The sequence below is a fragment of the Segatella copri genome (assembly GCF_051861805.1).
In the GTDB taxonomy this organism is placed as follows: Bacteria; Bacteroidota; Bacteroidia; order Bacteroidales; family Bacteroidaceae; genus Prevotella; species Prevotella copri_M.
On the sequence record NZ_CP146520.1, the window covers coordinates 2,843,832 to 2,856,526 of the forward strand.

Annotated in this window: 10 protein-coding genes; 4 read left to right on the forward strand and 6 right to left on the reverse strand. The window is 47.9% G+C overall.

The window, feature by feature from the left end:
* Positions 1–6 precede the first annotated feature (6 nt).
* The 4 genes from V8Z93_RS11260 to V8Z93_RS11275 form a co-directional block, all read right to left on the reverse strand.
* The gene (locus tag V8Z93_RS11260) at positions 7–1,023 is read right to left on the reverse strand and encodes a glycosyltransferase family 2 protein (RefSeq protein ID WP_439431540.1); all 1,017 of its coding nucleotides are present in this window, start codon (positions 1,021–1,023) and stop codon (positions 7–9) included.
* Positions 1,024–1,027: 4 nt separating this feature from the next.
* Complete coding sequence (locus tag V8Z93_RS11265) at positions 1,028–1,915, reverse strand: TIGR01212 family radical SAM protein (protein WP_203041019.1); 888 nt, start codon at positions 1,913–1,915, stop codon at positions 1,028–1,030.
* Positions 1,916–2,013: 98 nt separating this feature from the next.
* Positions 2,014–3,408, reverse strand: coding sequence for a tRNA (N(6)-L-threonylcarbamoyladenosine(37)-C(2))-methylthiotransferase MtaB (mtaB, locus tag V8Z93_RS11270; RefSeq protein WP_439431541.1), 1,395 nt, complete (start codon positions 3,406–3,408; stop codon positions 2,014–2,016).
* A 184-nt stretch (positions 3,409–3,592) separates the two neighbouring features.
* Complete coding sequence (locus V8Z93_RS11275; protein ID WP_203041021.1) at positions 3,593–3,766, reverse strand: PG1828 family lipoprotein; 174 nt, start codon at positions 3,764–3,766, stop codon at positions 3,593–3,595.
* A gap of 462 nt (positions 3,767–4,228) precedes the next feature.
* Here V8Z93_RS11275 and V8Z93_RS11280 point away from each other — a divergent pair, with 462 nt between their 5' ends.
* On the forward strand, positions 4,229–5,401 hold the full coding sequence (locus V8Z93_RS11280) for an MFS transporter (RefSeq protein ID WP_439431542.1): 1,173 nt from the start codon (positions 4,229–4,231) through the stop codon (positions 5,399–5,401).
* Positions 5,402–5,531: 130 nt separating this feature from the next.
* Here the strand turns inward: V8Z93_RS11280 and V8Z93_RS11285 are convergent, their stop codons facing one another.
* Together V8Z93_RS11285 and V8Z93_RS11290 are read right to left on the reverse strand one after the other, a co-directional pair.
* On the reverse strand, positions 5,532–8,066 hold the full coding sequence (locus V8Z93_RS11285) for a prolyl oligopeptidase family serine peptidase (RefSeq protein WP_439431543.1): 2,535 nt from the start codon (positions 8,064–8,066) through the stop codon (positions 5,532–5,534).
* A gap of 56 nt (positions 8,067–8,122) precedes the next feature.
* The gene (locus V8Z93_RS11290; RefSeq protein WP_439431544.1) at positions 8,123–8,749 is read right to left on the reverse strand and encodes a phosphatase PAP2 family protein; all 627 of its coding nucleotides are present in this window, start codon (positions 8,747–8,749) and stop codon (positions 8,123–8,125) included.
* A gap of 251 nt (positions 8,750–9,000) precedes the next feature.
* Here V8Z93_RS11290 and V8Z93_RS11295 point away from each other — a divergent pair, with 251 nt between their 5' ends.
* The 3 genes from V8Z93_RS11295 (at position 9,001) to V8Z93_RS11305 (ending at position 12,673) form a co-directional block, all read left to right on the forward strand.
* The gene (locus V8Z93_RS11295; RefSeq protein ID WP_439431545.1) at positions 9,001–10,182 is read left to right on the forward strand and encodes a trans-sulfuration enzyme family protein; all 1,182 of its coding nucleotides are present in this window, start codon (positions 9,001–9,003) and stop codon (positions 10,180–10,182) included.
* A gap of 124 nt (positions 10,183–10,306) precedes the next feature.
* Positions 10,307–11,479: a MalY/PatB family protein gene (locus V8Z93_RS11300; protein WP_439431546.1), complete on the forward strand. Its 1,173-nt coding sequence runs from the start codon at positions 10,307–10,309 to the stop codon at positions 11,477–11,479.
* Between the two features lie 9 nt (positions 11,480–11,488).
* Positions 11,489–12,673, forward strand: a complete 1,185-nt coding sequence (locus tag V8Z93_RS11305) for a metallophosphoesterase family protein (protein ID WP_439431547.1) — start codon at positions 11,489–11,491, stop codon at positions 12,671–12,673.
* Positions 12,674–12,695 lie beyond the last annotated feature (22 nt).

Below are 12,695 nucleotides of genomic sequence, written 5' to 3' on the forward strand. Positions count from 1 at the left end.
GTAATCTTACAACTTCGAGAAGATTTTCTTGCCCTTAGCGTAGTACTGCCAAAGGATGGAACAGTCGAAAACCTGAGGGATTTCGCCCGCTACTCTATTCGCCTGAATCTTCTTGCGGTCTTCATCGAAATCATGCTTCCATGTCTGGAAAGCCTTGCGGGCCTTGAAAATAGCCTTGAGGTCACCCATGTTGTGTTTCAGGATGAGCATCTCGAAAGCAGCCAGATAATCCAAGAACCATCTCACTCTCATGACATGTTTCAAATCTCTATCACTCAGATTCTTATAAAGCATCGTTAAATTGTTTCTGAAATTCAGATAGGTCTTCATCGGATTACTTTTCGGCAAGGTTCCACCACCCACATGATATACTTCGCTCTCGGGAATGCAATAGATTTTTCTACCCATCAGGCGCAATCGCCAACAGAGATCTATCTCCTCATTGTGGGCGAAGAAGCGACCATCCAAGCCGCCAGCCTCCCAATAATCCTTGGAACGGATCATCATGCAGGCACCTGTGGCCCAGAGCACTTCCTGCTGGTAATCATACTGACCATTGTCACGCTCCACGGTATCGAAGATGCGGCCCCGACAGAACGGGTAACCATACTTATCGAGGAATCCACCACAAGCCCCGGCATATTCGAAACTATCCTTGTCGTATTCCGCCAGGAGCTTAGGCTGGCAAGCTGCCACCTGCGGATGGGAATCCATGAACTCAATGAGCGGAGTGAGCCAATGATGCGAAACCTCTACATCACTGTTCAGAAGCACATAATATTCGGCTTCTATCTCCTTCAATGCCCGATTGTAGCCCTCGGCAAAACCGAAGTTCTGCTCCAGGACGATGGTCTTGACATGAGGAAACTGGGTTTCCAAGAGGAGCATGGATTGGTCTGACGAACTGTTGTCCGCCACCCATATCTCGGCATCCTGCCGTGAATACTCCACGACATTAGGCAGATACTTGGCAAGCATCTGCTGCCCGTTCCAGTTTAATATTACGATTGCAACTTTTGCCATACTTTTATAATAAACTCTTTAATTTATTATTCAGGAGATTGGTAAACTCGTAGTTCTTGAGTCCCCATTTAGGTGCGATAAGCAGATCTTTTGGCGATTGACTGACGAATCGCTCCAGCACCAGGTCTTTGCGGAGCAGCCGGATATACTTTACGATGACATCTATGTATTCCTCCACCGTATAGACATGGAAGGGATGCTCTGCATATTCCTGTGCCAACCGGGTTCCCCTGATAATCTGCATCTGATGAATCTTCAAGATGTCGATAGGGAGGGATGAGATGATGGGAGCCTGCCTGAGGCTCTCTTCTGCGTCCTCGCCAGGCAAACCGATGATGATATGAGCTCCCGTCAGGATTCCCCTGGCATGGGTTCGCTCCACAGCATCACGGCAGCAGGCAAAGTCGTGACCGCGATTGATTCTCTTCAGGGTCTCATCGTTGGCGCTTTCTATACCATACTCCACGAGAACGAAGGTGCGCCGGTTCAACTCCTCCAGATAATCCAGCAGTTCATCGCTCATGCAGTCGGGGCGGGTTCCTATCACGATTCCCACCACATCCTCCACCTGCAATGCCTCCTCGTACATCTGCCTGAGGAGTTCCACCTTAGCATAGGTATTGGTGTAAGCCTGGAAGTAAGCCAGATACTTCATATCCGGATATTTTCTGCAGAAGAAGGCCTTGCCCTCCTCCAACTGCTCCGTTATCGACTTCTTCCGGTCGCAATAGCTAGGGTTGAACGTCCGGTTGTCGCAATAAGTGCAACCACCGCTCGATATTCTCCCATCCCTATTCGGACAGGAGAACCCAGCGTCTATCGAAATCTTCTGAACGCGGAAATCAGGAAACTGCTTCCTGATCCATGTTCCAAAATCGTTGTACAATGACATTGAGCTTTGAACTTTAAACTTTGAGCTTTGAACTTTATGATTAGCCTTGAATATTAGCTTTTAACTTGATAATCAGCCTTTGAGCTATAAACTATCAACTATAAACTATCAACAATCTCCCCCTTCAACGCCGTCTTGTCGTGATTGAAATCTCCCAGACGAACCTTGATAAGCTGGTTATCGTATTCCTCCTTGGCGAGAGCTGGTGAAAGTTCTACACGAACATAGTTCCTGGTGAAACCATGCATTGCCTTGCCTCTTGGTGCTTTTTCAAAAAGAACCTCAGCTTCCGTACCGATATACTGGGCATAGAACTCCTGAGTCTTCTGGTCGCTCAACTCCAAAAGGCGCTTAGAGCGCAACTTCTTTTCCTTCTCCTCTACCACGTATGGAATCTTCAAGGCAGCAGTTCCTGGACGCTCGGAATATGGGAACACATGGAGCTGCGTAACAGGCAGACTCTTCAGGAACTCATAGCATTCCTCAAAGCACTCTGGGGTCTCGCCACGACAACCCACCATCACATCTACACCGATAAAGGCATCAGGCATCTTTTCCTTGATGAGGTTCACCTTGTGGGCGAAGAGCGCCTTGTCGTAACGACGGTGCATCAGCTTGAGCACCTCGTCGCTTCCACTCTGCAATGGGATGTGGAAGTGAGGCATGAAGGCACGGCTCTCTGCGCAATAGGCAATGAGATCGTCATCGCAAAGGTCTGGTTCCAGACTGGAGATACGATAACGCTTGATACCCTCCACCTGATCCATCGCCTTCACGAGGTCGAGGAATCGTTCGTGGGTGGTCTGACCGAAATCACCGATGTTCACACCGGTAATCACGATTTCCTTACCACCCTCGGCTGCCGCCTGCTCACATTGAGCCACAAGCGACTCGATGCTTGGGTTGCGGGAGTTGCCACGGGCGAAAGGAATGGTGCAATAGGTGCAATAGTAGTTGCAGCCATCCTGTACCTTCAGGAAATAGCGGGTGCGGTTACCACGGGAGCATGAAGGCTGGAAGGTCTTGATTTCCTTGGTCTTCACGCTGTGGTGCTGATGAAGCGCTGAATCTGAAGGCTCCAGATTCTCTCCGTTGGCAGAGAGTCCGTTCTCTGCAGCAAATTTCTTAGCCCACGCATCGCTGAGATATTGAATCAAGTGTGCCTTCTCATTGGCTCCGAGCACCAGGTCAACACCCTCAATCTTACTCACGTTCTCCGATTCCAACTGCGCATAGCAGCCGGTAACGATAACGAAGGCACCAGGGTTCTGGCGCACCATGCGATGAATGGCCTGACGGCACTTATGGTCGGCAACTTCTGTCACCGAACAGGTATTGATGAGACAAATGTCTGCTTTCTCCCCCTTCTGAGCAGTAATGACGCCCATATCTTCGAGCATCTTGCCAAAAGTAGAAGTTTCCGAGAAGTTGAGTTTGCAGCCCAAAGTATAATAGGCAGCCTTTTTGCCTTGGAAGGCACTTGAATCTATCATATATTTATCTTTTTCTTTGTTTCTTTTAAGCTTTTGCCCTTTACCTTTCCCTTCGGCCGGTGACCGTTGGTTCAGGGCGCATTGTTGATTGCTTTTATACCCCAGGGGCTATAAAACGAAAAAGCCGCTAGACCGAAGTCCAGCGGTTGTTTCTCTCATTTTTTCGTTCGTAAGTAATTCTAAATTACTTAACTGAATCAGTAGCAGCTGAATCAGTAGCAGCTGAATCAACAGCAGCAGTTGTGTCTACCTGAGCTGTGTCAGAATCAGCAGAAGCTGTGTTCTGAGCTGTTTTGTTACCACATGATGCGAAAGAGATAGCTGCGATAGCTACGAACATAAAAACTAATTTCTTCATTTTCTTTGCTTTTTAAATCTGTAAAACAATCATTCGTTTATTAAAACTGATGCAAAGGTAAGCATTTTTTTGATACGGCGTACTTTTTTTTGTGTTTTTTTTTAGGGGCATTTTGTAACAAAATTACAAACAACTGATATTCAACCGATTACAAAGTGTTAACAAAGGTTAAAGTTTTTAGTGTGCTCGGGAACAGCCCAAAATTAACACTTTTCGGTGTTTTTTAGCGTAACAAAGGTGTGCGCCAACACCCCTGCCGAAGTGAGGGATGATACATATAATAAGGTACGCGCGAGAAAAAGAGCAGAAACTTTTCTTCAAAGAGAGCAACTTTTTCATCGAAGAGAGATGATTTTTTCAAGAAGAGAGATGATTTTTCCAAGAAATCGAGCCCAAAAACTTTGCTAGCCGAGAACTTTTTAGTAACTTTGCCCTCAGAAACAGAATCATAAACAAACAAAGATGATACAGCTAAAAGAAAATCGGGGCATTCCCCGCAGCATTCTCCTGATGATGGCCATCATCGCAGGACTCACCGTAGCCAACTGCTACTACAATCAGCCGCTTCTCGAACTGATCCGTCATGATCTGGGCATTACCGAGCAAAGCGCCAACCTCATCACCGTGATTACCCAAATAGGTTACGCACTGGGATTGTTTTTTCTCATTCCCCTGGGTGACATGTTCTCACGCAAGAAGCTCATCCTTGCGAATATGACCATTGCAGCCGTGATGGCCATCGTGATGGCTGTAGCGCAAAACGTATGGATGCTCTGGGGAGCTTCGTTGCTGATTGGTGCCTGTTCCGTGATTCCGCAGTTCTTCATCCCGATAGCAGGACAGTTTTCTGAGCCCAAGAACAAGAGCAGGAATATGGGTATTGTACTCTCCGGACTGCTCACGGGTATTCTTGCCTCGCGAGTAATCAGCGGCTACATCGGCGAATGGCTGGGATGGCGGGAGATGTTTTTCATTGCCGCCCTCGTCATGATTGCCTGCATGGGCGTGATGCTATTGATGATGCCAGAGATGAAGCGCAACTATGTGGGTACCTACAGAGGACTGATGACCACCGTGGCAGAAATCTTCATCCTCCACCCTTCCATCCGCATCTACTCCATCCGTGCCGCCTTCGGTTTCGGCAGCATGATGGCCATCTGGTCCTGCCTCGCCTTTCATCTTGCCCAGCCACCTTTCAGTGCAGGCAGCGACATGGTGGGAATGCTAGGACTTTGCGGAATCATGGGAGCCATGGCGGCAAGTGGCGTAGGAAAGCTGGTTCCTAAGTTCGGCATTCATAAATTCAGCCTGCTTGGAGCAGGCATGCAGATTATGGCCTGGGGAATAGCCTTGCTCTTCGGCGACACCTATGCAGGACTCATCGCAGCCATCATTCTGGTTGACATAGGTCTGCAATGCCAGCAGCTCAGCAATCAGAGCGGTTGTCTGCAGGAGATTCCACAGGCATCCAACCGTGCCAATACCATCTTCATGACAACCTATTTCATTGGCGGTTCGCTCGGCACTTTCTGTGCCGGATACGTATGGACCCGCGCCAACTGGCTAGGAGTCTGCATCGTGGGCATTACCTTTGCGTTCATTTCCTTAGCCATTACACTAAGTAACAAGAAATAAGAATATTGAAAAGAGATTATACTTGCAACAAGCAAGAACACAAAAAGAGATTATATTCCCCACAAAGCAGGAATATAATCTCTTTTGTTTTATAAAGACCGAAGCCAGCTTTTCGCTAGCCAGGCATTAACTACATTTTTTCCTCACCATACATTTCCTTCCACCAGCTGCCATCATCCTGCAGCCACTTGGCGAACCAGGCGAAGATGGTATCCTGCCACTTGAGGCGCTTCTCATAATCGATGATGTGATGGTCCTGACCATCTACCAACACCATCGCCGTAGGACGACCGAGGAGTTTCAATGCCGTATAGAGCTGGATACTCTCGCCCACAGGCACATTGTTATCGGCAGTTCCGTGAACAAAAAGCAATGGTGTATGAATCTTATCTGCATTATAAAGTGGACTCTGATCTACGAAGAGATGCTTGTTGGTCCAAGGATACTCGTTAGCCATGGAAACCTCGCTGTAACTGTAGCCCCAATAACCTTCACCCCAATAGCTGGTATGGTCGCTGATGCCTGCATGCGAGATAGCCGCTGCAAAGAGGTCGGTCTTGGTCTGAAGATACTGCGTCATGAAACCGCCATAGCTGGCACCGATGCAACCTATCTTCTTTTTGTTCACAAAACTATGCTCATCGCAGAAAGCCTGGGTGCTGGAGATGATATCCTCTGCCACACCCTCACCTGCAGAATCCACATGACGGGCAGAAAACTTCTGACCGAAACCAGTAGCTCCGCTCGGATTCACTACCAGCACCACATAACCCATCGCAGCATATACATGATGAGGATAGCGGCTCTGGAACATTCGGGTAGTAGGACTACATCCGCCATAGTAATTCACCACCATCGGATACTTCTTCGATGCATCGAAATGAGGTGGCAGATAGTAACGGCAGCAAAGCGTGTCGCCACGAGAGTTCACGAAATTCCAAGCCTTGCACTCGCCCAACTCGATATTCTTCAACAAACGGGCACTGAGATCATCAACAAGCTGAGACTTCTGCGCCTTCAGATTCATCTTGTAGAGTCGGTCGGCATTGGATGCGCTCTGTCCGGAGAACGCCATTTCCGTAGCAGATGATGCAACAGAGAAGCTCTTGATGTTCTCCTCTGGAGTCTTGAGCAATGTAAACTTGCCTGATTTCGGATTGAGCTGGAAGAGATGCATGCAATCCTTATCTTCTGCCGTAAAGTAGATGTTGCCATCTGCCTTACTCCAATCCACACTCTGCACGTTCGGATTGAAATCCTTGGTCAGCGGACGAACCTTCTTATCCGCAAGAGTCATCAGATAGAGCTGGGTATCAATCATACTTGGAATCTGTCCCTCCTCTACATTCTTTCCGATACCACCGAATGCCTCAGGCGAACCCGTAACGAGAATGCTCTTGCCATCAGGCGAGAACTGGGCACCATTCAGGAATTCACCCTTCTCTATCAAAGTCTCTACACTCATATCATTGAGATTGAGACGATAGTAGGAATTAAGAGTGGTTGGACGCTTGGTAAGGCGTTCCTCGCTCTTGCCGATGAGCAGATAGCGGGAATCTGCAGAAATATCGCTGAGATAGACGTTGTGATAGCCGAAAGTGAGCGGCTGGAGAACACCCGACGCCAAATCAAACTTGGCAAGATAGCTACGGCTTCGCCATCCTGGTTGACGGTCATCAGGCTCCTTCACATCATACACCTGCGCATCTTTCTTTCTGCCCTCGGTATAAAGAGTGTAGATAAGCGTCTTCTCATCGGGAGTAAACTGGAACCATCCGTCTGGAATATTGGCCGCCAACACTTCGCGATCCATATTGAGCGGATTGATGGTGATGAGCTGCAGCTCGCCATCTGCCTTGCCTTCGCCGGCAATAGAGCTGTCGCTCGCCTTCTGGGTAAAGTACATCTTGTTGGTACGAGGCATCCATCTTACGCTCTCTTCGAAAGAAGCTACCACCTTGTTGGTCTGACTGTTTCGCAATTCGTTGATGCTATGATTCTTGCCCTGTCTATCTACCCAAGTCTTGCGCACTATCATAAACTTGCCGTTCGGCGACATCTGAACACTTGCGTAGTTAGGCATGCAGATCACATCGTATATATTGAATGCGCGCTTGGTGCTGGCAGCAGATTCTCCTACGCTGAGCTGCTTGCCATCGGTTGCGGTAATGCTGATCTTGAAATCCTTGTCAGATGACTCAGTGAGGTACTTAATCACCACTGTATGACTAGATGGCATTAAGGTAGTTTCTGCCTTGTCGCCATTCACGGTCACCTGCTCTCCATCAACGAAGAGGCGATATTGCTTCAAGCCCTTCACCTCGATAGTAGCCTTGGTACGGCTGGTATTTGATATGGTGAAAGAAGCCAGGTGAATTGCATTCTGCTTGCTATCCGCTAAAAGCTGGGATGCAGCCACCTCTTTTCCATTATTCAATAAAGTAAACGAAAGTGGAGAGTCAAGCACACTCTCCATCGAAAATTTCTCCCCCTTCACATTTACGCTATCCGCCATCCAAGGGGTAGCCACAGGATAAGGGCCGGCATGCTTCAGCTTCTGCACTTCGATGGTCTCGGCATTCGCAGAAAGCGACAAGCCGAGCGAAGCACAGAGAGCAACGCTAAAAGTAAGAGCCTTAAGGCTCATGGTTGTTGTTTTCATCATGATTTTATGTATATCTTTTATCTGTTCGATTCAATTTTTTCCTCTTTCAAAAAGCATTATAGTTTGATGGCAAATTCGATGCCTGTAGGAGCAACAGAAAGACTGAGATTATCATTCACCCCATTCTTCATTTCCAACTCCCCATCCATTTCCTTTGCCTTCTTTTTTTTCTTTCCTAGAAGCCAGTCACCCAGCAGATAGCCAGCCTCAGCAGAAGCTACACCAATGGCGGCACCTGCCATTACATCACCCCAGTGATGGCGATTTCGTCTTACTCTATCCACCGCCACGGTAGTAGCCACAGCATAACCTGCCACACCAATCCAAGGCGACACCTTGCGGTATTCATGCATCAGGACCGTGGCTCCAGAAAAGGCGACAGAGGTATGCCCCGAAGGAAACGAATGATTGTCCGTTCCATCTGGACGTTTTTCATGGATAGCATGCTTCAGTGAATATGTCACGGCAGCATTCACACCAAATGCCAGTACCTGGGCACCGATTCTTCGCTGCCAAGTACTTTCAGCCTCCACTCCACACGCCTTCAATCCAAAGACGGCAATGGTAGGAACAAAGCGAAGAACATCATCAATGCCATCGCCATGATAACGCTTGTCCTGGGAGTAAACTGGAAGTACCATCAGCATACTCAAAGCTATTATAATCAACTTTTTTTTCTTCATGGGTACAAAGGTACTGCAAAAAATAGAATTTCCTGCTACTTCATCCCCAGAAAAGAAAGAAAACCTACCAATATTATATCTTTTTAAACAAAATATCTAACATTTATATAGGAAAACTAGAGTTTTTTTTGTAATTTTGCAGTCAAAATAGATAGAAGCGAGAAACAACCCAAAAGATTGTTCAATACACTCTTCGATTGCTTGATGCAAAAGATTAATAAATACACATTATCATATATATATAGGATAAAATGAAGAAACAGACCCAAGCCATTCATTTGGAGTATGAGCGCCGCGATGCCTACGATTCGCTGAGCGTGCCAGTATATAACACCCTCGCCTACGAGTTTGACAATGCTGCCATCATGTCGGAGGCATTTACAGACAAAATCAAGGCTCCAGATTACTCCCGAGTAGAAAACCCTACGGTTACCAATCTGGAGCGCCGTGTGGCTGCATTGACTGATGCCGCTCACGCCACTGCGTTCAACTCAGGCATGGCTGCCATCAGCAATACCCTCATGTCGCTGGCGGCACAAGGCAAAAACATCGTCACCTCTAAGCATCTCTTCGGTAATACCTATGCGCTGCTCGTGGCTACCCTGCGCCGTTTTGGCGTAAAGGTCCGCCTACGCGATTTAACCAATATCGAGGCTGTGCGTGAGGCTATCGACGACGATACCTGTTGCGTATTCCTTGAAATTCTGACCAACCCACAGTTGGAGGTTGCCGATTTGAAGGCTATTTCAGAAGTGGCTCACGAGAAGAATGTGCCTTTGGTGGTAGATTCTACCGTGATTCCTTTCACCCAATTTTCAGCAAAGAACTTGGGCGTGGATATCGAGGTGGTTTCCAGTTCCAAGTATGTAAGCGGTGGTGCTACTTCACTCGGCGGTCTGGTCATCGACTACGGAACCCCTTTCAATGGCGACTTCGCCAAACGTCTCTACGGTGAGATGCTCTTCAACTTCGGTGCCTACATGACACCACAGGTAGCCTATATGCAGACCATCGGACTCGAAACGCTCGATGCCCGCTATCGTGTACAGAGCAGCAACGCCCTGGAACTCGCCAAGAAGTTGCGCACTCTGCCACAAATTCAATATGTGAACTATGTAGGTTTGGAAGATAATCCTTATCACGAGTTGGCACAGCGCCAGTTTGGCAAAACAGCAGGAGCCATGATCTGCATCGACTTGGAGAGCAAGGAGGCATGCTTCAACTTCCTCAACAATCTGAAGCTCATCCATCGTGCCACCAACCTCTTCGACAACCGTTCTCTTGCCATCCACCCGGCAAGCACCATCTTCGGTGCATTCTCTGAGAACATGCGTAGATCAATGGATGTTAAGGACACGACCATCCGACTGAGCATAGGTCTGGAATATGTAGATGACCTCTTCGAAGACATCAAGCAGGCGGTTGAAAGTTGATAGTTTATAGTTGATAGTTTACAGTCTTCTTTTAGTTGATAGTTAATAGTTTACAGTTAACAGGTCAGAGAAAAAGGCTAATCATAAAGTTCAATGTTCAAAGCTCAAAGTTCAAAGTAAAAACATGTACGATTTCGATAAGATAATAGACCGTTCGGGCAGCGACGACCTCAAACATGGTGCCCTGCTGCCTCGCTGGGGACGCGACGACCTGCTGCCACTTTGGGTAGCCGATATGGATTTCGAGACCCCATCATTCATCACAGATGCCCTCAAGGCACGATTGGAACATTCGCTCTTCGGCTACACCATGGAGCCAGCCGATTATCTGCCTAGCATCATCGACTGGGTGCATGACCACCACCAGTGGGATGTGAAGCGAGAGTGGATCCGCTTCATTCCAGGTATAGTAAAAGGTATCGGACTCGTGGTGAATGTCTTCACCCGGCCTGATGAGAAAGTCATCATCCAGCCACCCGTTTATCACCCATTCCGCCTCACTCCAGAGGGCAACGGAAGAGAGGTGGTCTTCAATCCGCTGAAAATGAAGGAGGATGGATATTACGAGATGGACTTCGAAAACCTGGAGAAAGTTTGCGATGAAAAGTGCAAGATACTCATTCTTTGCAACCCTCATAATCCGGGCGGAATCACCTGGAGCAAGGAGACCCTTCAGCAACTCGCCGACTTCTGCTACGAGCACCATCTGCTCGTTATCAGCGATGAGATTCATGCGGACATGGCTCTGTTCGGACACAAGCACATCCCATTCGCTTCGGTTTCTGACAAGGCAAGAGACATCAGCATCACCTTCCAGGCACCATCCAAGACCTTCAACATCGCTGGTATCGTGAGCAGTTACGCCATTGTTCCCAACGACCAGCTTCGCAGGAAGTTCTACACATGGTTGTCTGCCAACGAATTAGACGAACCAACCCTGTTCGCCCCTATTGCCACCATTGCCGCCTTCCGCAAGGGAGAAGAATGGCGAAAGACAATGCTTGCCTACATAGAGGACAACATCCGATTCGTAGAGGATTATTGCCGAGAGCATATCCCTGACATCCGTCCGCTGCGCCCACAGGCTTCCTTCCTCGTATGGCTCAACTGCCGTGACCTGAAGCTTTCACACGATGCCCTCCTCGACCTCTTCATCGACAAGGCACACCTGGCACTGAACGATGGCGAAATGTTTGGTCCTGGCGGCGAAGGCTTCATGCGACTGAATGTGGCAACACCAAGAAGCATCCTCCAGCAAGCCCTGAAGCAATTGGAAGATGCAGTTAAGAAACTATAGAAAGTTGATATGAAAATCTTACATACCAGCGACTGGCATCTGGGACATACGCTCTACAACTTCGACCGTACCGAAGAACAGACTGCCATGCTCGCTCAAATCATAGACATCGTAAGAGAGGAGAAGCCAGATGCGTTTCTCCTCTCGGGCGATGTATATCATACCTCTCAGCCCTCAGCTGCCGTACAAACGATGTTCACCGATGCCATCGTGCAGGTTCACGAGGCAAATCCCGACATGACCATCGTCATCACCGCAGGCAATCATGACAGCGGAACCAAGCACGAGATTTTCAAGACTCCCTGGCAGGCATTAAAGGTATTTTCTGTTGGAAATATAGACAAGGAGCATCCCGAAAATCACATCATCGAAGTAAAAGGGAAGAAGAAACCGCAAGACGAAATCAAGGGTTACATCGTAGCCGTTCCTTACTGCTACGAGCGAAGCATTCCCGAAGGATTCTTCCAGGAAATTCTAGATAAAGTAAAAGAAAGGAACAAGGAACTTCCTGTTATCATGATGGCGCATACCACCGTAAAGGGTTGCGATTTCAAGGGACACGACAATGCTACAGAATATACTGTAGGAGGAATAGATTCTTTGGAAATCAGCGACTTGGGAGAAGGATATGATTATCTTGCCTTAGGTCATATCCACCATGAACAGTGGATTCATGGCAGCCACCATCGTATCCGCTATGCAGGAAGTCCGATGGCTGTAAGTTTTGATGAGAACTATGAGCATAGTGTGAGTCTCATCACCATCGGCAAGCATGGGGATGAAGTGGAACTCAAGAAGATTGCTATAGAAAACCCTAAACCACTAGTCACCCTGCCCGCTTCTGAAAACCTGCAAGGAAACTTCACTTCCTGGGATGAAGCAAAGAAGCTTTTGGAAGATTTCCCTTCTGATATCCCTGCCTATATCCGCCTGAATGTGGAAGTAGAAGATTTCCTTCCCGTGGCAGCCAACCAGGAGGCATCACAACTTGTAAAGGATAAGCAATGCCGCTTCTGCCTCATCAACACCCGAAGAAAACTACATTCCGAAACATCCCAACCTCGAACAATGACCGTACGGGAATTCCAGTCGGAAGCACCTATCGACATCGCCCGACGATACGCCGAAGATTGCGGCATTACCTTCGATGATGAACTCAAGGAAATGTTTAAAGAAATAACCGAACAGTTATAAGTGCCGGGATTCTGATTCCTCA

Excerpts from the sequence above, each read along its gene's own strand:
- V8Z93_RS11260 (WP_439431540.1), bottom strand. The coding sequence starts at position 1,023 with ATGGCAAAAGTTGCAATCGTAATATTAAACTGGAACGGGCAGCAGATG.
- V8Z93_RS11265 (WP_203041019.1), bottom strand. The coding sequence starts at position 1,915 with ATGTCATTGTACAACGATTTTGGAACATGGATCAGGAAGCAGTTTCCT.
- mtaB (WP_439431541.1), bottom strand. The coding sequence starts at position 3,408 with ATGATAGATTCAAGTGCCTTCCAAGGCAAAAAGGCTGCCTATTATACT.
- V8Z93_RS11275 (WP_203041021.1), bottom strand. The coding sequence starts at position 3,766 with ATGAAGAAATTAGTTTTTATGTTCGTAGCTATCGCAGCTATCTCTTTC.
- V8Z93_RS11280 (WP_439431542.1), top strand. The coding sequence starts at position 4,229 with ATGATACAGCTAAAAGAAAATCGGGGCATTCCCCGCAGCATTCTCCTG.
- V8Z93_RS11285 (WP_439431543.1), bottom strand. The coding sequence starts at position 8,066 with ATGATGAAAACAACAACCATGAGCCTTAAGGCTCTTACTTTTAGCGTT.
- V8Z93_RS11290 (WP_439431544.1), bottom strand. The coding sequence starts at position 8,749 with ATGAAGAAAAAAAAGTTGATTATAATAGCTTTGAGTATGCTGATGGTA.
- V8Z93_RS11295 (WP_439431545.1), top strand. The coding sequence starts at position 9,001 with ATGAAGAAACAGACCCAAGCCATTCATTTGGAGTATGAGCGCCGCGAT.
- V8Z93_RS11300 (WP_439431546.1), top strand. The coding sequence starts at position 10,307 with ATGTACGATTTCGATAAGATAATAGACCGTTCGGGCAGCGACGACCTC.
- V8Z93_RS11305 (WP_439431547.1), top strand. The coding sequence starts at position 11,489 with ATGAAAATCTTACATACCAGCGACTGGCATCTGGGACATACGCTCTAC.